Consider the following 18,597-nt stretch of genomic DNA (forward strand, 5'->3'; position numbering starts at 1 on the left):
TTTCATGGGTTGTAGGGGGAAACACGCGCGGAGGAGGTCGCCATGACCAGCGCGGACGAGTTGGTGCGGTCCGGGATTCGGCCGGTCAAGCGGCGCGTCGAGGTCGATCTGCTGTCCCGCCGGGGTGTTGTCGGCGTCGACATCGGCGAGAAGGTCACCGCGGGGCGGCGCACCGGCCAGGTCGGCATCGTCGTGTACGTCCGGCAGAAGCACCCGGCGGGTCGGGTGCGGCCGGCGGACCTGGTGCCGGCGGAGATCGAGGGCATCGCCACGGACGTCGTCGCGGATGACGTTGTGCTGCATCGGGCTTTGCTGGCCCGGGATGCGGAGTTCCCGCCGGCACGCGGTGCGGAGCGGCATCGTGATGTTCTCGGTGGCATCAGCATGGGCCCGTGGCGCACGGTGTTGCTCGCGCCGCCGGAGGCGCCGCGTCCCGGCGAGTACGCGATTGTCGGCACCCTGGGCGCCCTGGTCACCGATCGGACCGGCAACGGGCAGGTGATGGGGCTGACCACGTTTCACGCCGCGTGCGTCGACGACGCGTGGTCGGTCGGCGACGAGATGGTGCATCCGTCCCGTGTGGACAATGGGGTCAGTCCGGATGATGTGGTCGGCACCCTGTGCCGTGCGGCGCTGTCCGGTTCCGTCGACGGCGCCGCGGTGTTGTTGACACCACGACGTTTGCACCGTCCATCCATTGTGGACATCGGTGCTGTCACCGGAACCGCTGTCGCCACCAGGGGAACCGTTGTGCGCAAACGTGGTCGTACCAGCGGGCTGACGACCGGCCGCATCACGTCCGTCGACACCACTGTGTTGATGGACTATCGCGACGGACTCGGCGTGCGCGTGCTGCGGGACCAGCTGCGGATCGAAGCCGTCGGCGGCGGGCTGATGGGCGACTACGGCGATTCCGGATCCGCCGTAGTCGATCCCGACAACCGGGTGGTCGGCCTCTACGTGGCCGGCAATCCCTCGGGCACGGTCGCTTTCGCCAGTCCCATCGGCAAAGTGCTTGACGAGCTGGACGTCGACCTGATCACCGACTAGTCCCGGTGCGTCAGTCGCGGTGCGCCCGCGTCGCCGAGGCCTGCGCCCGCGGCTTCATGACGATCTGGTCGAGGTTGACGTGCCACGGTCGGGTCACCGCGAAGGCGATGACGTCCGCGACGTCGTCGGCCACCAACGGCTTCAGGCCCTGGTAGACGTTCGCGGCCCGTTCGGCGTCGCCGTCGAAGCGGACCACCGAGAACTCCGTCTCGACCATGCCCGGCAGGACTTCGGTGAAGCGGACCGGCTGGCCCAGCTCCTCGGTGCGCAGGGTGCGGTGTAGCGCCGACTGGGCGTGCTTGGCTGAGGTGTAGCCGGCGCCGCCGTCGTAGAGCTCCTGCGCGGCGATCGAGGTGACCGTCACCACGTGGCCGTTGCCGGAGGCGATCAGCTTGGGCAGCAACGCCTTCGTCAGCCGCAGCGTGCCGATCACGTTGGTTTCCCACATGCGGCGCCAGTTGTCCTCGTCCGCCGCGTCGACGCGTTCCAGGCCGAAGGCCCCGCCCGCGTTGTTCACCAGGACATTGGCCTCGGCGATGCCGTCCGTGAACGCCGCGACGGAATCGACGTCGGTCACGTCCAGTGCCAGCGGCGTGCCGTCGATCTCGGCGGCGATCGCCTTGATCCGGTCGAACCGGCGTGCGCCGAGCACGACGTGGAAACCCTCGGCGGCCAGGCGGCGGGCGGTGGCCTCGCCGATGCCCGAGCTGGCGCCGGTGACAACTGCGATGGGGGACTGAGTGCTCACGGCACCGATCCTCTCGCCTGTCCGCGCCCGCCCGCCACTGCTGGTCGGTGAGCAAGCTCACAGGCTTCGGTTGTTACTGATTCACCTGGTCAGACGTCCCCAAGATGGGGAGAAACGTCAGGAGGCGATGGTGGCAACGGGGACCCGCGTGAAGGCGGGGTTGGTGATCGCGGCGGCGCTGGTGCTCGCGGGATGCTCGGGCGGCGGTCTGACGCCCATCGGGGCCACGACGACGTCGAGCAAACCGGCCGCCCCGGCCGCCAAACTGACGGGTGCCCCGGTCGACGGGACCAAGGGCGTGACCGTGAACACGCCGGTGACCCTCACCGCCGACGGCGGCACCATCAAGGACGTCGCCCTGGTGGACGGGGCCGGCAAGGCCGTCGCCGGCAAGCCCGGGGCGGACGGCAAGACGTGGAGCAGCACCGGCCAGCTGGACTTCGGGCAGACCTACACGTACGACGCGAAGGCGCTCAACGCCGACGGCAAGCCCACCAACCTGCACGGCAGCTTCAGCACTGTCGCGCCGGGCACGCTCGTGCGCGGCATGCTCAACATCGACGACGGCGGCGAGGTCGGCGTCGCCGCGCCGATCGTGCTCCAGTTCAGCGGGCACATCGATGACAAGGCCCGGGCCGCGGTGGAGAAGGCGCTGTCCGTGCAGTCGGATCAGCCCAACACCGGCTCGTGGGGGTGGCTGCCTGACAGCGACCAGGGTTCGCGGATCCACTACCGGACGAAGGAGTACTGGGCGCCCGGCAGCAAGATCAACGTGACCGCCAACCTGTACGGGGTGTCCTACGGCGGCAACGCCTACGGCAAGGCCGACCTGACTTTGGCGTTCACCATCGGCCGGTCGCAGATCGTCCGGGCCGACGTGAACACGCACAAGATGACCGTGCTGCGGGACGGCAAGGAGGTCGCCACCTACGACGCCAGCATGGGGTCCGGCGCGAGCCAGGACCGGGTGACCCGGTCGGGCACGCACGTGGTGACCGAGAAGTGGCAGGACAAGGACATGTCCAACCCGCCGTACTACGAGCACGCCCACGAGCGCTGGGCGGTGCGGATTTCGAACAACGGCGAGTTCATCCACGCCAACCCGAACACGGTCGGTGATCAGGGCAACAGCAATGTCACCCACGGTTGCATCAACCTGTCGACCGCGGACGCCCAGGCCTACTTCGGCACCGCCATGTACGGCGACCCGGTCGAGGTCACCGGCTCCGACGTGGCCCTGTCGTCCGCCGACGGCGACCTCTACGACTGGGCGATGGGTTGGGACCAGTGGCAGGCCCTCTCCGCGCTGCGCTGACCATCGTCGACGGCAGCGTCGCTGCTTGACATCTTCTGCCTTCGTGTAAAGCGGCGGCGTAGCTCGAATGCTGAAGCGCTGCTCCAGTGCGGCGGCGTTGCTCCTGGGGGAACGCGCTGGTGCAACGGCTGGTCCTCGGTGGCGGGAAGAGGAGGGGCCAGCGGGGCGTTGACCACGTTGTGAGGGTGACGGCTGCGGACGGGACCGAGCTCGCCTGCCACGTGTCGGGACCGGAGGATGCGCCACCTGTGGTGCTGGTCCACGGCTGGGCGGCAGCGGCGAGTAGCTGGGGCGATGTCGGGGCCGACCGGTTGCGAACGATTGCGGTCGACTTGCGGGGGCACGGCGACTCCGGCCGGCCGGTCGACGGTTACCGCGATTCGGAAACGTGGGCGGGCGACATCGCTGCCGTGCTTGGGTGTGTTGGCGCACCGGCGGTGCTGGTGGGCTGGTCGTACGGCGGGCTCGTCATCACCGACTACCTCCGTCACCACGGGACGGCCGGCGTCGCCGGCATCGTGCTGGTCGGTGCGATCACGGAGATCGGGCGCGGTCACCCCGGCGGTCATGTCGGGCCGGCGATGCGGGCGGCCCTGCCGGCGGCGCTGTCGGAGGACGCGGACGTCGCCGTTCCAGCGTTGCTGGAACTGACCAGGAGGATGACCGCCACGCCGATGGCCGGCGCGATGCTGCAAAGCGCGCTCTCTGCTCCATTGCGTGTGCCGCCGAGCGTGCGGGCGGCGATGTTCCAGCGCGACGTCGACAGCGCCGAGTTGCTGCGCTCGATCGATGTGCCGACTCTGCTCATCCACGGCACCGCTGACGCCGTCGTGGATCCACGGGCCACCGAGTACGCCGCCGGCCTCATCGGGGCCTCCGACACCCGCTGGTACGAGGACATCGGGCACATGCCCTTCCTGGAATGTGTCGAGGATTTCACCGCCGATCTAGTCACTTTCGCGCAGTCCGTGGCAACGACGAAGGCAGGATCCTGACGTGACCCCAGAGCGAGCACCGCACCGGGTGGCAGTCCTCTCCGTGCACACGTCGCCGCTGGAGCAGCCGGGCACCGGCGACGCCGGCGGCATGAACGTCTACATCGCCCAGACGGCCAAGCGCATGGCCGACCGGGGCATCGCCGTCGAGGTGTTCACCCGGGCCACCTCCTCCGACCTGCCACCGGTCGCCGAGCTGGCGCCAGGGGTCACCGTCCGGCACATCGTCGCCGGCCCCTTCGAGGGCCTGGCCAAGGACGAGCTGCCGGGCCAGCTCTGCGCGTTCACGGCGGGCGTCCTGCGCACCGAGGCGCACCACGAGCCCGGCTATTACGACGTGGTCCACTCCCACTACTGGCTGTCCGGCCAGGTCGGCTGGCTGGCGCGCGAACGCTGGGGCGTGCCGCTGGTGCACACGGCCCACACCCTGGCCAAGGTCAAGAACGCGGCGCTCGCCGAGGGCGACACCCCGGAGCCGAGGATGCGGGTCATCGGCGAGGAGCAGGTCGTCGCCGAGGCGGACCGGCTGGTGGCGAACACCGATGTCGAGTCCGCCGAGCTGGTCTCCCTCTACGACGCCGATCCGACCAAGGTCCTGACCGTGCCGCCGGGCGTCGACCTCGGTCGCTTCACGCCGGGCAGCCAGGCCGCCGCCCGGGCGGCGCTGGACCTGCCGCTCGACGCAGTGGTGTTGACCTTCGTCGGCCGGATCCAGCCGCTCAAGGCGCCGGACGTGCTGCTCCGCGCCGCCGCCGAGCTCCTCGTCGAGCGTCCGGAGCTGCGCTCGAAGCTGGTGGTGGTTGTGGTCGGCGGCCCGTCCGGATCAGGGCTGGAGCAGCCCAAGGCGCTCCAGGAATTGGCGGTCGAGCTGGGCATTCTCGACGTCGTGCGGTTCATGCCGCCGCAGCGGGGCGAGGCGTTGGCGCGGGTGTATCGCGCCGCGGACGTGGTGGCCGTGCCGAGCCACAACGAGTCGTTCGGCCTGGTCGCGCTGGAGGCGCAGGCCTGCGGCACGCCGGTGGTGGCGGCGGCGGTCGGCGGGCTGCCGATCGCGGTGGTCGACAACGTGACCGGTCGTCTGGTGGGGGACCACAATCCCGGGAACTGGGCACGCGTGCTCGGCGACGTGGCGCTGCGTCCGTCGTTACGCGAGGAACTCGCGCGCAATGCCGTCGGCCATGCTCGACGGTTCTCATGGGACCGCACGACCGACGCGCTCCTGGACGGGTACGCCAATGCTCGGCGTGATTTCCTGTCGGAGGTGCGACGACGGGAGGTGACGGTGTGACCGCCACGCTGGACGAGCTGGACGGCCTGATCGCCGGGACGCTGCGGGACAACGAGATCAAATACGACCGCCGCGGGCCGGGGCGCTACTTCCTGTCGCTGCCGGGCACGAAGAAGCTGCAGACCAACTGCTGGCTGATCGTCACCGACCACGCGCTGCTCGTCGAGGCCTTCGTCTGCCGCAAGCCGGACGAGGCCTTCGAGGAGGTCTACCGCTTCCTGCTGCGCCGCAACGCCCGGCTCTACGGCGTGCACTACACCCTGGACGACCGCGGCGACATCTACCTCGTCGGCCGCATCGGCCTGCACGCCGTGACCCCGGAGGAGCTGGACCGGCTGCTCGGGCAGGTGCTGGAGGCGGCGGACGGTGACTTCAACCCGTTGCTGGAGATCGGCTTCGCCGGCGCCATCCGCCGGGAGTGGGACTGGCGGGTCTCACGGGGCGAGTCGCTGGCCAACCTCAGCGCCTTCCAGCATCTCGTCGGCTCGGCGGGCGACCGGCCGGCAGTGGCCGACGAGTCCTGATCGTGACGTTCTGACCGCAACGCCGGGCCCGTGCCCTCCCGTCCTCCGGGCGAATCCGAGATGGGGAGGCGCAGGGATGGCACGCTCACACACTCGAAGAACGCTGACGCTCATCACCATTGCGTGCGCATTGCTCGCGGGGTGCTCCGCTGGTGCGAACAGCGCGGGCACGTCGGCGGTCGCACCCGGCGTGCCGAGCAACGGCACAGCCTCGGGGCCGGCGGGTGGTTCGAACGGGGCCGACGTCGGCAAGGCGCCGCAGGCCACCGGTGCTCCGGCGAGCGGGCAGTCGGCGTCGACGCCCGCGGGCAACGGCCGACAGATCGTGCGCACGGCGACGATCAACCTGAAGGCGACGGACGTTGCCGACGCGGTCACGAAGATCCGCAAAGCGGCGACCGACGTCGGCGGCTACTCCAGCGACGAGAACTCCGGCGACGACCACGGCACCCTCACGCTGAAGGTGCCGGCGGACAAGTTGGAGCCGGTCCTCGACAAGATCGGCTCGTACGGCCGGGTCACCTCCCGGGTCGAGCACGCCGAGGACGTCACCGACGAGATGGTCGACGTGACCAGCCGGCTGGCTACGCAGCGTGCCAGCGTCGACCGGGTGCGGGCGCTGATGGACAAGGCGACGTCACTGAGTGATGTCACCCAGATCGAGAGCGAACTGACCAAGCGTGAGGCCGACCTCGAATCGCTCGAGCAGCGCCATGACGCTCTTGCCGCGCAGGTCGCGATGTCCACGGTCACGGTCGACGTGAGCAAGACCGATGCGCCGCCACCCCCGCAGGAGGAGCAGCCGAGCTTCCTCAGCGCTCTCGGCGCGGGCTGGCACGCGCTGATCGCCACGGCCAACGGGATCGGCGTCGCCCTCGGCGCGGTGTTGCCGTTTGTGCTGGTCATCGGCATTCCGGCGACCGCGGTGTACGTGCTGGTCCGGCGGCGGAGGGCCCGGCCGCAGACACCCTGAGCGTGAACCGTGGGACGGTCCCGGGTCGAAGGGGAGTCGAGGCCCCGGGCCGTCCCACGTCGATTCACCCGCCGCGGCGGCGTTCCTGGGCGAGGGGGTGCCGCAGGGGGCCGAAGGCGGGGCGGCGGTCCGACGGGGGGACGAACCGCACTCAGCTCGCCGGATCGGGGAGTGTGTGAGAGCCGATCCGGTGGGCGATGACAACTTTGCAGACCGATTATGCCTACCACAAGTAGATTCGCTACTCCATAAGAGTGAATCACGATGGGGTGTCGTAACGACGGTCCTTGCCGGGACAACATCACGGTCGACTCGCGTGTGGGCTCGCTCGCCGACGGTACGGCGTGGCATCGTCCACGGGGTCGCAGGTACCGAAGCGAGCAAGGCAGGGTCGCCATGGTCTTTCGCAGTTCCTTCCCCGATGTCGACATCCCCGCGCTGCCGGCGCACGAGCTGATCTTCCGGGGACTGGCCGAGAAGGCGGACCGGCCCGCGCTGATCGACGGCATCAGCGGCCTGACGATCACCTACGGCGAGTTCGCCACCGCTGTCGACCGCCTCGCGGCGGCGCTGGCCGAGCGCGGCGTCGGCAAGGGCGACGTGATCGGCATCTTCGCCCCCAACACGCCCGCGTACGCCATCACCCTGCACGGCGTCCTGCGCGCCGGCGCGATCGCCACCACCGCCAACGCCCTGTACACCGCCGAGGAAGTCGCGAGCCAGCTCACCGACGCCGGCGCGAAGATGCTGTTCACGGTGTCGGCGTTCCTCGAACGCGCGACCGCTGCGGCAAAGCTGGCGGGCATCGAGGACGTGTTCGTGTTCGACAAGGCGGACGGCCACACCAGCCTGTCCGACCTGCTCGCCAGCACCGCCCCGGCGCCGGAGATCGAGTTCGACACGGCCGAGGACCTGGCCGTGCTGCCGTACTCGTCGGGCACCACCGGGCGGGCCAAGGGCGTCATGCTCACGCACCGCGCGCTGGTGGCGAACATCGTGCAGACCGACGCGATGATGGACACCGCGAACGTCAACCGGGTGCTGGCGGTGCTGCCGTTCTTCCACATCTACGGCATGCAGGTCACCCTCAACCACGCGCTGGCCATCGGCGCGACCGTGATCACCATGCCCAAGTTCGACCTGCCGGAGTTCCTGCGGATCATCGCCGAGTACCGCACCGACCGGGTCTACATCGCGCCGCCGATCGCCGTCGCGCTGGCCAAGCACCCGATCGTCGACTCCTACGACCTGTCCGCGCTGAAGGTGCTGTTCTCCGGCGCCGCGCCGCTGGACGAGGAGCTGGCCGAGGCCGTGCACAAGCGGTTGGGCTGCAAGGTCAAGCAGGGTTACGGCATGACCGAGATGAGCCCGGTCAGCCACACCATTCCCGACCACCGCGACGACATCGCCATCGGCACCGTCGGCCTGATCGTGCCGAACATGGAGAACAAGGTCGTCGACCTGGCCACCGGCGAGGAGCTCGGCGTCGGCGAACGCGGCGAGCTGTGGTGCAAGGGGCCCAACGTGATGAAGGGCTACCTGAACAACGCCGAGGCCACCGCCGCCACCCTCGACTCCGACGGCTTCCTGCACACCGGCGACGTCGCCGTGATCGACGAGAACGGCATCGTCAGCATCGTCGACCGGGTCAAGGAGCTGATCAAGTACAAGGGCTACCAGGTGCCACCGGCCGAGTTGGAGGCGCTGCTGCTCACCCACCCGCGGATCGCCGACGCCGCCGTCATCGGCGTGCACGACGCCGAGGGCGAGGAGGTCCCGAAGGCCTTCGTGGTGCGCCAGGCCGGCGCCGACGACGTCACCGCGGACGACGTGATGACCTTCGTCGCCGAGCGGGTCGCCCCGCACAAGAAGGTTCGCGTGGTGGAATTCCTCGACGCCATCCCGAAATCCGCCTCCGGCAAGATCCTGCGCAAGGACCTTCGTGCCCGGGAGGCAGCCGGGAATTGAGCCGGCCGAGCCCCTGCAAACAAGCCTCTTACCAGCGCAAATGACCGTGCCAGGCGTAGTCGGGTGGGTGTCACTGGGTGCGGCTGAGGGGCGCCGGATGCCACGGCTCGCGGAACAGTCGCGGAACGTTCCGCGCGGGAGCCGCAGCAGGCCATAGAACGAGGGACGACCCTCGGACCTGGCCCAAGGTCCGAGGGTCGTCCTCACTCGCTCACCGACGCTATCAGTGCTCATCACGCAGGACCCGATCGATCTTCTGGTTGATCACCTCTCGGTTCCCGTCGACGCACTTCGCGTAGATCTTGAGCAGCACCGCAACCGAGTGCCCCGCCCGCGCCGCCACCTCCGCCGGATCGGCCCCGCCGTTCAACCACGTACTGACCGCCGCGTGCCGCAGGTCGTACGGCCGAGCCGCCAGCGACGTGCCGACCTGATGGGGCGCAAGCCCGATCACCCGAGCCTTCTTCCATGCCCGCGTGTAGACCGACACCGGCACGCCCTGCCCCGACTTCGAACCGCGGAACAGTCGGCCGTCCGACGCCGTCCCGTAGACCTCCAGGTGTTCCCGCAGGATCGCCACCAGCTCCGGAGGGATCGGCACCCGCCGAATCTCCCGCCGAGCTCGCCGCTTCAACGCCCGCTCCTCATGCACCCTGCCCTCATCGCTGTATCGGGCATTCGACGCGGAGAACGACCGGCACAGGACCAGCTCACCCCAGCCCGCATCGGGTAGCACGCAATCCTCACCATGCAGTCCGAGGGCCTCACCGGGTCGCAGGCCGCCGAAGTACATGCAGGCGAAGAACGCATGCAGCCGCTGCCCCTGATCACGGCTCTGGCGATCAGAGACGTACGTGCAGGCCGCCAACAACTGCCGTGCCTGCCGGGGATTCACCACCGTTCGCGGATCGACCTCGTCCACCGCCACGTCATCACCCAGCGAGGCCCGCCCGGTCAGCCCTGCCATGGGATTGAACGTCAGCACCTCCCGCTCCACGGCATCCGCCACCAGGCGGTGCAGTACCAGCCGCCGCTTCTCCACAGTCGACGGCGCAGCCGGCTTCCCTGACATCAACAACGTCATCGGAGCCGACTCCAGGAGTTGCCGAACTTCCGACCGCGTCGACAACTCCGTGATCGGACGCGACGCCCGGCCGATCCAACTGGCCGCTGCCCGCAGGTCCAACGACATGTCCAACTCCCGGGTGTTCGACGGCAGCACCCGGGTCGTGAGCACCCGCCGCAGAACTTGACTCTTCGGCGGGTTGTCCAACGGCTTGATGAAGCCGGCGACCGCGCTCGCCAGGTTGTCCACGGTCGTCTTCCGAGTCTGCGGCGGGGCCTTCTTCCAGATCCGATCGACGAACTCCTGGGCGTATGTCAGAAGCGACTGCTCACCACCCTTCGCCTGCAATTCCGACACCGGCAGACCCGTCTCGATGTCGAACTCTTCGCCACGCCGCATCGCCTGGAGCAGATCCGACCGTCGGTTCTCCGCCTGCGGCCGGTGCTCGTACCACTCCGAGTGCTCCTCCGACGCCGTGACCCACCGGACGCCGTACTTCCGTCGCCGGCCCTTCATCACCTTCAAAGCCCACATCCGGACCTGAAGAGTCGTCCCCCTCTCACTCATGCGGCATCGCTCCTCAGCGTCTCCAACCAGTCCGCGAAGTCGCCACGGCGGATCCGCAGATCACCATTGGGCAGCTTCAAGCACGGCGGGCCGACGCCCGTCCGACGCCACCGGTAGAACGTGTACCGAGACACACCTCCCAACGCGGACAACACCTCAAGAACCGTCATCAGCTCGTCCCGGGTTTCGCTCAGCTTGCCCATGTCGCTACCTCCCCTCCTTTCGTTGCTGCCGCTTTCGTTCGGCGATGCCTTGTGCCAGCTCGATCTCTGCGTCGTTGGCGTAGCCGATGCCGGCGAAGTCCCAGTGGTTGACGACCACCACGGAGTCCGGATCGACGCCGAGACGTTCGAGCGCCTGCTCAGCCTGAAACGCGGAGCGTTCGCCGCGAATGGCCTTGAATGTGGTGCTGTAGTGCTTCGACTTCGTCAGGAAGTGGCCCCGGAAGCCGAGCATGTGCGCCCAGCGCCGCAGGTTCAGTTCCTCGTAGTCGGCCAGGCCGCCGAGGTCCCAGCAGGTTTGGATGATCCGGCGGTGGTGCGGCGTGACGGCCAGGTGGTCGATGTCGACCTGCCCGCGGATCGGCCGGTCGGCTGCCTCGCTCTTGCCGGTGCCCTTGGTGGCGTACTTCGCGACGTAGGAGGCCAGCCGCTGTTCGGAGATCTCGCCCTGGTCGTCTTCGACCTCCGCCGCCGACGCCGGCCTGATCTGGCGGACGTCGACCTGCCGGCCCCACACCATCGTGAAGGCGGTGCCGTCCGGTCGAGCCGTGTCGAGCTGGACCGAGCCGGCCGCCGCCGTGATCGCGTCCGTCAGCAGTTCCGCCGTCACCCACGCCGGGGTCCGATCGGTCGGTCCCCCGGGTCCGTCAACGCGGACCATCGCGTGGAAGTGGACCAGGCCCCGCCGCTGGTACTCGGCGACCTTGGCATACGACAGACGGGCGTGGTCCTTGAACTCGCGCACCGTGAGCCCGGCAGCGTGCGCGAGCTTGCGCCGCAGGGCGATGGTGAACCGGTGCCACAGCTTGCCCGCGTGCGCCTGCCACAGCACCGACCCCACGTAGTCGTAGGCGTCGACATCCAGCGGCGAGCCGATGCGGGGGTCCGCCTCATGATGACGCTCCCCGCACGCGCAGGGAATCGTCCGGCCACGCGCCGAGGTCCGCCGGTTGTGCACCGGCCCGAACGACGGAGCCGTCAGCGTGGCGAACACCCGGGGCTTCTCGGCGACCGACACCGGCACGCCCTTGTCCCCGCCGGACAGGCCCGCCCGCATCAGGTGGAACGCGTCCGCCGCGTACCGATCTGAACACGACGGACACACCGACTCACGCCGGTTGCCGCACGGGGCGAAGACGTGCCCGGACCGCTTGGCCAGCACGGTGCCCGCCTGGTCCTGCACCTGCCACGCACCGGACATGTGAACCGGGTGGAGGCAGCCGTTGACCGACTCGACCTTGGCCCGCCATGCCTTGAAGTCGGTAGCCCGGATGCGGCGAGAGATCCGCTCATCCAGGGTCAACGCGGTCACATCCACGGTCAACCTCCCTTGATCAACTTTTTTCGGGCAAAAAAAGGGCCAGGCACGACGTTTTGCCGTGCCTGGCCCCTGATGTGTGCGTCAGCGTTGGACGGAGTGTCCGTTGTGGATCGTCAAGTCGGTGAGGATCTGAGCGGCCATGTCGTCGGAGACGTTGGCCGCCAGTTGGACGTCAGCGATGGTCGGCTCACGGCCGTCCGCCTGTGCAGCACGAACCGCGCCGGTGATCTTCTCGACCATGGGCGCCGGAAGTCGCAGCCGAGTGGCGGATGCCTGGCGAACCGGTGCCGCAGGTTCCGGCTCGGTTGCTGCTGGTGTTGGCGGCGTGGCCGGTGGCTTGTGGGGTAGGCGCCTCATCAGCAGCTTGACGACGGTCAGGAAGCCCAGCGCCGGCATCGCGGCCAGCAGCCAGCCCGCCGGAGTCGGTTCGGCTTCCGCGACCTGGGCGGCCATCTGAACGAGGAACCCGGCCACCAGGACCACGACCGGCAACGATACCCGGCCTGCTCGACTGGTCTGGCGGTCGCGATGGATCTCGAACGCGGCCACCAGCGCCATGCCCTCGATCACCACCGCGTCCGCCCACGCCAGCCAACCCGTCTGTCCATGGTGCGCGGCCCAGTTGTGGGTGTGGGTGAAGCCGGCCGCCGCGCCGATCAGGCCGAGCACGGCCGCGACCAGCAGCCGGATGCCGTTGGACAGCTTCTGAGTGGACACGGCGGCCCTCTCCTTTCCGTTCTCGTGAGAGCGGCTACCGCACCACTCGCAGATGTGACCAGCGCCGGCGCAGCCTCTCGCCGGCCGGGGTCAACCGCAGGGTCACCGGCCGCGCGATCACGCCGTGCCGGCACTCGACCTGATCGGATTCCTTGAGGTAACGCTGCCGCAGCAGGCAATCCAGCGTCGCTTCCGCTTCCGTGTGGCGGCAACGCTGGTCGCCGTCAACCTCGACTGCCCGCCCCGTCGCGTCCAGTAACCCGTACCGGCCGTCGTGGACTTCGTTGAGCAGCAAGGCCAGTTGATCGACGCTGCCGCCGAGCCCCGACGGTTGCACCGGCACGGGGTCGACCGTCGCCACGACGACCTCCGGCTGATCGGCGAACAACTCCCCCTGGTGGGGATCCACCCGCCGAGCCATCACCGCCGCCCAGGCGTAGCCGCGGTTGATGTCGCCCCGTTCACGACGCGGCCCTCAGGATGCGCACCAGGCCCCACACGATCAGGCCCAGCACGGTTGCCGCCGCCAGGGCGATCACACCGCCGAACGCGAGGTAGGTGACGCCCAGGCCGAGCAAGGCGAGCGCCCCGTACTTGAGCAGGCGGGAGACGTTGCGCCACCCGACACTGACGATGACCAACGGCTTCATGACTGCACCCTCCAGTTCGTCAAGTCCCCGGCAGTGGCCCAGCGCCACGACGGGCAGTGCTCAGAGTTGTTGTCTCCCAACGGCTGTGAGGCGTTCAGGTCCCACACCGCCGACGCCGGCAGCAGGAACGGCAGCGCCGGGTGATCGGTGTCGACGACCATCCGCGCGTCGATCAGCTCGGTGCCGCGTTGGCACAGCGCCCACACCGAGCCATCCGGCGCAGGCTCCGGGGTGCTGAACTCCAGGGTGTCGACGCTCATCACGCCACCACCCGCAGCCCAGGCCCGCCGGTGACGAACTGGATCAACTCGTCGATCTCCGTGTCGTTCACGTAGGCGGCGCGGACCCGCATCGGGACGCGGGAGCGTTGCCGGATCACGTAGCCGATGCCCGCCGTCGACACGTCGTTGGGGATCTCGTCGGCCAACGCACCACGCTGCCGGGCACCGTCGCCCAACGTCATGTCGACGTGTCCGGCGGAGGTGACCCGCAGGCACACCCGGACCGTGAACAGGTCGCGCATCGCGACGTTGTCCTTCGTCGGTTCCTGGACGTAGCCGAGCATCGAATGCCCGGTGGCCCGGCCCTGCGTGCCCACGATGTTGAACAGCCGGCGGAATTCCCGGGCGAGCGCCATCTCAGCGAACCCCGTCAACGCCGCCATCTCATCGACCAGCAGCAGGTTCAGCGGCGTCTCCCTTGAGGGGGTGAACTTCCGGACTCCCTGTGCCGCCAACCGCTTCTGCACGTCGATGCAGTCCTCGACGAACTCTTTCGCGACGGTGAGGCAGTCGGCCGGCTCAGCCGCGTACCGGTGCGCGAACGCCTCTGCCTTGGCCAGCTCCATCCGCTTGGGATCCAGCACCCACGGCCGGACGATCCCGTCCCGGATCAGGGGAGCCAAGCCCCGCAGCGGTCCCCACGCGAGAGACCCCTTGCCGGAGCCAGTAGCGCCGGCGACGAACAGGTGTTGCTCCGCCAGGCCCTCACACCAATCCGTGCCGTACTCCGTGTCACCCAGGTACAGCGACCCCAGATCCACGGCGTCGGAGTCCCACGGCATCTCCGGAGCGTCAATGACCTCCGTGAACGGCTCCGACCGCTCAACGACCAGGGCGATCACCTGCGGCTTGACCCGCTCGACCGCCACCCGCTCGACCTTGAGCGCATCGGCCAGCACGAGCAGCTTGTCCATCCATTGCTGGGAGTGCTGCCCGGGGTACAGCCGAACCCGCACAAGGTCGATCGACGGCGACGGCGAGGTGACTCCCAGGATTCGAGGGACCCGGAGCTCGCCCGTCTTCCGGTCGGTGGTGACCAGGTCGCAGGCGAGCAGCGTGTCTCGCCACCGTGCCCCGGTGTATCGCGACCACCACCGACGACGCCACGCACGCACCCGAGGAGCGATCAGCGCGTCAAACGAGTCGGGGTGACCCCGGTACCAAGCGGCCATGCCCAGCGCGCCCGCACCCAGCGCCGCGCCCGTGGTTGTCGTGCCCAACCCAAGCGCACTCGCCGCCACGCCGGCGGGAATCCCGGGTACCAGGAGGCTTCCCGGGTGTCGTGCTGTCCACTTGAGTGCCCGCATCTCTCGGCCTGCTTTCCGTGTCGAATTTCCCATGACGTGAACCTCCAGAAACCGCAAGCGGCCGACTCCCAACGGATGTTTGGGAGTCGACCGCGCGGACGAGGGGAAGTGCCTAGCTGTCAACAACCTTGGACTGTGCGTCGGTCAGCCACACTGTCAGCTCACCAACCAACTTGCGTGCCTTCTCGTGCGCGGCACGGAACCCCGGAACGTCCGCAGGGATTCCCTTCATCGTGTCTCGCAGGTGCCGCATCGCGCCCTCGATCTCCTCGATGGCGTTGTCTACTGCGATCGACATGTCACACCGCCCAGTCTCGGGACACCAGGTCCGCTTCATGCTTCTTTCCCTTGATGCGCAACGTGTCTAGCGCCGCGAAGGCCTTGGCGTGCAACGCGATCAGCTCATCCTGAGTCGGCAGCGTGTAGCCACTGGAGCCCTGGGAGTCATCCACCCGGTCGATGACCTTGCGTACGGTGTCGAACGCCTCAGCGGCCATGTCCATCGCGCCAACGAACGCCCCGTAGCGCTTGACCGCGCGCTGATTGAGGAACCCGAGCGCCATAACTCTCACCTACCTTCCTTGTGTTCCTGACCTACCGGGCACCCCATCCCCCACGGGGGCAAGGGATGGAGCACCCCGCGTGTCAGGCAACACGCGAGCTCAAAAAGGCATAGTTCGGCCCACTGTGAAATTCTCAAAGAACAAGCGATCACAGGACTTCCGGCGCGCACACCGATCTTGCGTGTGCCATTCCTGCCTGCTTCGTTTCGTGCCCCGGCCCGACTCGAACGGGTCCGCCTGCCTGACAGGGCGGGGCTTCGGGTCAGTCGACGGGCTTGAGGCCCAGCGCCCTGAACGCGATGCCCGAGACGGTCTCGCCCTTGTCGTTCTTGAACGAGTACGGGCTCACCGTCGCGCCGACCAGTTCGACGCGGGTGTCCTCCTCGAACCCCTCGCCCGGGTCGGTCGCCAGGGTCACCTTGATCTCTTCGCCCTTGGGAGCCTTCTGACCGGCCTCCGTCACGCGCTGCTTGGCGAACAGCGACACCTCGAACATCGTGGCGCCGGTCCGCCGGTCGGTGACGAACTCCTCGCGTCCGTCGACCGTGCGGGTCTTCATCGCGGGGGCGTCAACAACCGTCAGCTTGTACCCACCGAGGTTCACCGGGATCTGCTGCACAACGTCCTCCGTATTAGCTCGTACTAGCTCGTTCTACTAACCAAGGTAGCACGTGCTAGTACAGTGGCGTTTGCTCTGATCGGGTGAACCGAGCTAGCACGGGCTAGGTCGAGCTAGATACAGTGCGTACATGGAGAACTCGCGCACGCCAGCCCACCCGTTCCGGGTGCTCGCGGACACCATTGCCGCGAAGGTGGAGCGCGGTGACCTGAAGCCTGGAGACCAGATCCCGTCCGTGCGTGCTCTCGCCAAGGAGTACGGCGTCACTACCGCAACCGCGCAGAAGGCGGTCAGGCGGCTCACCGACGACGGGGTTGTCACCACGGTGCAAGGGCTGGGCATCTTCGTCGCCGACAGTGCGCCCGACGCGTCAGGGGACCGGCCGGTAGGCCTTCACGACGTCATGCGCGAGCTCGATCGGCTCCAGCAAGCAGTTACGGCCCTTGATCAGCGCGTGCAGCGCCTTGAGGGCCCTGACTCCGACTGACCTCGACCCGCTCTATCCGCGCCGCCAGCTCGGAAACCTGGCTGGTGAGCTGTCGCAGCCTCGTGGTCACCACGCGCAGACCCTCGCTGCACTCGTCGCACTTTCGCTGAGCTGGTACGCGTTTCGCTCCAGTCGCGGCGGCCTGGTCGTCACGGGGTGGCGGAGAGTCCTTTGCTGGCGGTACATTCATCTTGGTTCACTCCGAGTGGGTGGCCAGCGCAGGAGCGGAATGGTTGGTAGCCAAGGCTCCGCTTCTGCGCCTGGTGACAGAGTTCAGTTCGGGGACGTGTTTCCCCGCCACGTGACCCAAGGCCCGTGGTAAGTCCAGTTTGGACAGTTCTTCGGCTAGTTCAGCCTCGCTCACTCGGGAACGGCACCAGCCGCTCGCACAGTGGAAGCAGCGGACACGCCGCGCACGGGTCGGCAGCCTCGTGACCGAAGCCCGCCCAACGCACCTGAAGCCACCGCGCGCCCGGCAAGCCGACGACGAGTCCGAGCGCCGAACCGAGCAGGAAGCCGGTCATCGCTCCACTCCGTTCCGCCGCATCCACGCCACGCGATCACCAAACAGCGTGGTCAGCCGCAGCGTCAGCAGTGCCGCGACCTCAGTGCCGAGTAGAAGCCGAAACTGCGCTTCGCCCTCCTGGAACAGCAGCGCGACGTGGTGCTTGCTGATCTCTTCAACGGTGAGCGTCGCCTTCGGCGAGGCCAGCTCGGCGACGAGCGGCGGACCTCCAAGGCCGTCAACGAAGACCAGCATCGGAGCCCCCTTTGCTGCGTCCTGCCGCATCGAGTTCAGACCAACCCTGCTGGATCGCACGCTCAAGGACACCCAGCGCGGCGTAGTCGATGATCAGAGCGACCGGGAACGCGTTGCCGAGGCGGATCTCAACCCGGTCCGCGTAGGGCAGCGCCTGTGCACGGATCGGCAGATCGTCCGTGATGTGGACGTGCACCAGGTCCCGCTTGCCGCCGGTCACAGCTCCTCACGCGCAGCCTCGGGGATAAAGGACCCGCTTTGCTGTGTCTCTCTGCTACTCATGATGTTGCCTCCTGCTTTCAGGGTCGTTCTGACAACAACCACTTTCGACGGAAAGCGAGGACAGGAGCACCGCACGGCGGGACATCTACGGACGTCTCGGGTAGCTTGAAGTCGTCCCTACTCGTCTGAGAGGACTGCTGTGGCGAAGGCGAACGACCGGCTACGAGACGCACTACTGCGCAACGGGCTGAACCTGGAGCACGTCTCGAAGGCCACGGGAGTCGACCCGAAGACGGTCGAACGGTGGATCACCTCGGGTCGCACGCCATACCCGCGTCACCGGCACACCATCGCGTCGATGGTCCGCGAGACCGAGAACTACCTCTGGCCGGACGCCGTCGCGCCCGAGCGCAAGACCGAGATAGCCGAGTCCGAGGTGGTCAGGGTCTACCCGCACCGCAACTCAGTGCCTGCGGAACTGTGGGACCGCCTGCTCAGCGACGCCGCCGAGCACGTCGACATCCTTGTCCTCGCAGGACTTTTTCTCGTCGAGCGCCCGACCTTCGCCAAGGAGATCACGCGCAAGGCCGCCGACGGAGCCAAGATCCGACTTCTGTTCGGAGACCCCGCAGCACGCGAAGCCGCCAAGCGCAGCGAAGAGGAGCAGCTGGGCAAGGGCACGGTGGCCGCCCGTATCCGCAACGCGTTGGCCTTCGTTCGCCCACTCACCGCGGTTGCCGACGTCCAGATCAGGTTCCACAAGACCACGCTGTACAACTCGGTGTTCCGCTTCGACGACGAGATGGTCGTCAACACCCACGTGTACGGCTTCCCCGGAGCGCACGCGCCCGCGCTGCATCTACGCCGGCTGTCTTCTGGCGACCTGTTCGAGACCTACGCCGAGAGCTTCGAAACCGTCTGGGCCGCAGGCAAGCCCGCCACCTTCTGAGGAGCC

24 protein-coding genes are annotated in these 18,597 nt (G+C 68.2%); 9 read left to right on the plus strand and 15 right to left on the minus strand.

All coding sequences use genetic code 11. The features are described from left to right. Positions 1–42 precede the first annotated feature (42 nt). Positions 43–1,050 carry a hypothetical protein gene (locus tag JJ691_RS40975; protein ID WP_211764842.1) on the plus strand — a complete coding sequence of 336 codons (1,008 nt, stop codon included), beginning with the start codon at positions 43–45 and terminating at the stop codon, positions 1,048–1,050. A 10-nt stretch (positions 1,051–1,060) separates the two neighbouring features. On the opposite strand, the gene JJ691_RS40980 is transcribed toward JJ691_RS40975, so the two are convergent. After that, positions 1,061–1,798 carry an SDR family NAD(P)-dependent oxidoreductase gene (locus JJ691_RS40980; RefSeq protein WP_211764843.1) on the minus strand — a complete coding sequence of 246 codons (738 nt, stop codon included), beginning with the start codon at positions 1,796–1,798 and terminating at the stop codon, positions 1,061–1,063. Between the two features lie 127 nt (positions 1,799–1,925). Between JJ691_RS40980 and JJ691_RS40985 the strand changes: the two genes are divergently transcribed. From JJ691_RS40985 to JJ691_RS41010, 6 genes are all read left to right on the plus strand, one after another. Continuing rightward, positions 1,926–3,113, plus strand: a complete 1,188-nt coding sequence (locus JJ691_RS40985) for a L,D-transpeptidase (protein WP_211764844.1) — start codon at positions 1,926–1,928, stop codon at positions 3,111–3,113. Positions 3,114–3,298: 185 nt separating this feature from the next. Continuing rightward, positions 3,299–4,108, plus strand: a complete 810-nt coding sequence (locus JJ691_RS40990; protein ID WP_249227341.1) for an alpha/beta fold hydrolase — start codon at positions 3,299–3,301, stop codon at positions 4,106–4,108. Between the two features lies 1 nt (position 4,109). Then, positions 4,110–5,396: a D-inositol-3-phosphate glycosyltransferase gene (gene mshA, locus JJ691_RS40995; protein ID WP_211764845.1), complete on the plus strand. Its 1,287-nt coding sequence runs from the start codon at positions 4,110–4,112 to the stop codon at positions 5,394–5,396. Positions 5,397–5,404: 8 nt separating this feature from the next. Next, a complete protein-coding gene (locus JJ691_RS41000) occupies positions 5,405–5,920 on the plus strand; it encodes a YbjN domain-containing protein (protein WP_211772037.1) in 516 nt (171 codons plus the stop codon). Positions 5,921–6,110: 190 nt separating this feature from the next. Then, positions 6,111–6,893: a DUF4349 domain-containing protein gene (locus tag JJ691_RS41005; protein ID WP_211764846.1), complete on the plus strand. Its 783-nt coding sequence runs from the start codon at positions 6,111–6,113 to the stop codon at positions 6,891–6,893. 396 nt (positions 6,894–7,289) lie between these two features. Further along, the gene (locus JJ691_RS41010) at positions 7,290–8,861 is read left to right on the plus strand and encodes a 4-coumarate--CoA ligase family protein (RefSeq protein WP_211764847.1); all 1,572 of its coding nucleotides are present in this window, start codon (positions 7,290–7,292) and stop codon (positions 8,859–8,861) included. Between the two features lie 223 nt (positions 8,862–9,084). Here JJ691_RS41010 and JJ691_RS41015 read toward each other — a convergent pair whose 3' ends face one another. The 11 genes from JJ691_RS41015 to JJ691_RS41065 all read right to left on the minus strand — a co-directional run bounded on the left by JJ691_RS41015 (position 9,085) and on the right by JJ691_RS41065 (position 16,173). Next, positions 9,085–10,494 carry a tyrosine-type recombinase/integrase gene (locus JJ691_RS41015; protein WP_211764848.1) on the minus strand — a complete coding sequence of 470 codons (1,410 nt, stop codon included), beginning with the start codon at positions 10,492–10,494 and terminating at the stop codon, positions 9,085–9,087. Then, complete coding sequence (locus JJ691_RS41020) at positions 10,491–10,697, minus strand: helix-turn-helix transcriptional regulator (protein ID WP_249227343.1); 207 nt, start codon at positions 10,695–10,697, stop codon at positions 10,491–10,493. Before JJ691_RS41020 ends, JJ691_RS41015 begins: the two co-directional genes overlap by 4 nt. Positions 10,698–10,701: 4 nt before the next feature. Then, on the minus strand, positions 10,702–12,027 hold the full coding sequence (locus tag JJ691_RS41025; protein WP_442912803.1) for a replication initiator: 1,326 nt from the start codon (positions 12,025–12,027) through the stop codon (positions 10,702–10,704). Positions 12,028–12,117: 90 nt separating this feature from the next. After that, complete coding sequence (locus tag JJ691_RS41030) at positions 12,118–12,753, minus strand: DUF2637 domain-containing protein (RefSeq protein ID WP_211764849.1); 636 nt, start codon at positions 12,751–12,753, stop codon at positions 12,118–12,120. Positions 12,754–12,787: 34 nt separating this feature from the next. After that, positions 12,788–13,141, minus strand: a complete 354-nt coding sequence (locus JJ691_RS41035) for a hypothetical protein (protein WP_211764850.1) — start codon at positions 13,139–13,141, stop codon at positions 12,788–12,790. A 73-nt stretch (positions 13,142–13,214) separates the two neighbouring features. Then, positions 13,215–13,403, minus strand: coding sequence for a hypothetical protein (locus JJ691_RS41040; RefSeq protein ID WP_211764851.1), 189 nt, complete (start codon positions 13,401–13,403; stop codon positions 13,215–13,217). Further along, positions 13,400–13,663 carry a hypothetical protein gene (locus JJ691_RS41045; protein WP_211764852.1) on the minus strand — a complete coding sequence of 88 codons (264 nt, stop codon included), beginning with the start codon at positions 13,661–13,663 and terminating at the stop codon, positions 13,400–13,402. The genes JJ691_RS41040 and JJ691_RS41045 overlap by 4 nt, the downstream gene beginning before the upstream one ends. Next, positions 13,663–14,925 (minus strand): FtsK/SpoIIIE domain-containing protein, encoded by a 1,263-nt coding sequence (locus JJ691_RS41050; protein WP_306291337.1) that lies wholly within the window; start codon positions 14,923–14,925, stop codon positions 13,663–13,665. Before JJ691_RS41050 ends, JJ691_RS41045 begins: the two co-directional genes overlap by 1 nt. A gap of 178 nt (positions 14,926–15,103) precedes the next feature. Then, positions 15,104–15,289 (minus strand): hypothetical protein, encoded by a 186-nt coding sequence (locus tag JJ691_RS41055; RefSeq protein ID WP_211764854.1) that lies wholly within the window; start codon positions 15,287–15,289, stop codon positions 15,104–15,106. A 1-nt stretch (position 15,290) separates the two neighbouring features. Further along, entirely contained in the window at positions 15,291–15,554 is a 264-nt protein-coding gene (locus JJ691_RS41060) for a hypothetical protein (RefSeq protein WP_211764855.1), read from the minus strand. 262 nt (positions 15,555–15,816) lie between these two features. Then, on the minus strand, positions 15,817–16,173 hold the full coding sequence (locus JJ691_RS41065; protein WP_211764856.1) for a hypothetical protein: 357 nt from the start codon (positions 16,171–16,173) through the stop codon (positions 15,817–15,819). Between the two features lie 130 nt (positions 16,174–16,303). Here JJ691_RS41065 and JJ691_RS41070 point away from each other — a divergent pair, with 130 nt between their 5' ends. Beyond that, entirely contained in the window at positions 16,304–16,660 is a 357-nt protein-coding gene (locus JJ691_RS41070) for a GntR family transcriptional regulator (protein WP_211764857.1), read from the plus strand. A gap of 350 nt (positions 16,661–17,010) precedes the next feature. Here the strand turns inward: JJ691_RS41070 and JJ691_RS41075 are convergent, their stop codons facing one another. Genes JJ691_RS41075 through JJ691_RS41085 form a run of 3 tightly spaced genes read right to left on the minus strand, consistent with a single transcriptional unit; the run spans position 17,011 to position 17,640 of the window. Further along, positions 17,011–17,184 (minus strand): hypothetical protein, encoded by a 174-nt coding sequence (locus JJ691_RS41075; protein ID WP_211764858.1) that lies wholly within the window; start codon positions 17,182–17,184, stop codon positions 17,011–17,013. After that, positions 17,181–17,420, minus strand: a complete 240-nt coding sequence (locus JJ691_RS41080; RefSeq protein ID WP_211764859.1) for a hypothetical protein — start codon at positions 17,418–17,420, stop codon at positions 17,181–17,183. The genes JJ691_RS41075 and JJ691_RS41080 overlap by 4 nt, the downstream gene beginning before the upstream one ends. Continuing rightward, on the minus strand, positions 17,404–17,640 hold the full coding sequence (locus JJ691_RS41085; protein WP_249227345.1) for a hypothetical protein: 237 nt from the start codon (positions 17,638–17,640) through the stop codon (positions 17,404–17,406). Before JJ691_RS41085 ends, JJ691_RS41080 begins: the two co-directional genes overlap by 17 nt. Before the next feature lie 201 nt (positions 17,641–17,841). Here JJ691_RS41085 and JJ691_RS41090 point away from each other — a divergent pair, with 201 nt between their 5' ends. Further along, positions 17,842–18,591, plus strand: coding sequence for a DUF5919 domain-containing protein (locus tag JJ691_RS41090; RefSeq protein WP_211764860.1), 750 nt, complete (start codon positions 17,842–17,844; stop codon positions 18,589–18,591). Positions 18,592–18,597: the final 6 nt, after the last annotated feature.

Origin of the sequence: Kutzneria sp. CA-103260, assembly GCF_018263855.1 — a bacterium.
GTDB lineage: Bacteria > Actinomycetota > Actinomycetes > Mycobacteriales > Pseudonocardiaceae > Kutzneria.

Coding starts and splice junctions, on each gene's coding strand:
- JJ691_RS40975 (WP_211764842.1), top strand. CDS start 43: ATGACCAGCGCGGACGAGTTGGTGCGGTCCGGGATTCGGCCGGTCAAG.
- JJ691_RS40985 (WP_211764844.1), top strand. CDS start 1,926: ATGGTGGCAACGGGGACCCGCGTGAAGGCGGGGTTGGTGATCGCGGCG.
- JJ691_RS41010 (WP_211764847.1), top strand. CDS start 7,290: ATGGTCTTTCGCAGTTCCTTCCCCGATGTCGACATCCCCGCGCTGCCG.
- JJ691_RS41015 (WP_211764848.1), bottom strand. CDS start 10,494: ATGAGTGAGAGGGGGACGACTCTTCAGGTCCGGATGTGGGCTTTGAAG.
- JJ691_RS41020 (WP_249227343.1), bottom strand. CDS start 10,697: ATGGGCAAGCTGAGCGAAACCCGGGACGAGCTGATGACGGTTCTTGAG.
- JJ691_RS41040 (WP_211764851.1), bottom strand. CDS start 13,403: ATGAAGCCGTTGGTCATCGTCAGTGTCGGGTGGCGCAACGTCTCCCGC.
- JJ691_RS41045 (WP_211764852.1), bottom strand. CDS start 13,663: ATGAGCGTCGACACCCTGGAGTTCAGCACCCCGGAGCCTGCGCCGGAT.
- JJ691_RS41055 (WP_211764854.1), bottom strand. CDS start 15,289: ATGTCGATCGCAGTAGACAACGCCATCGAGGAGATCGAGGGCGCGATG.
- JJ691_RS41060 (WP_211764855.1), bottom strand. CDS start 15,554: ATGGCGCTCGGGTTCCTCAATCAGCGCGCGGTCAAGCGCTACGGGGCG.
- JJ691_RS41070 (WP_211764857.1), top strand. CDS start 16,304: ATGGAGAACTCGCGCACGCCAGCCCACCCGTTCCGGGTGCTCGCGGAC.
- JJ691_RS41075 (WP_211764858.1), bottom strand. CDS start 17,184: ATGACCGGCTTCCTGCTCGGTTCGGCGCTCGGACTCGTCGTCGGCTTG.
- JJ691_RS41080 (WP_211764859.1), bottom strand. CDS start 17,420: ATGCTGGTCTTCGTTGACGGCCTTGGAGGTCCGCCGCTCGTCGCCGAG.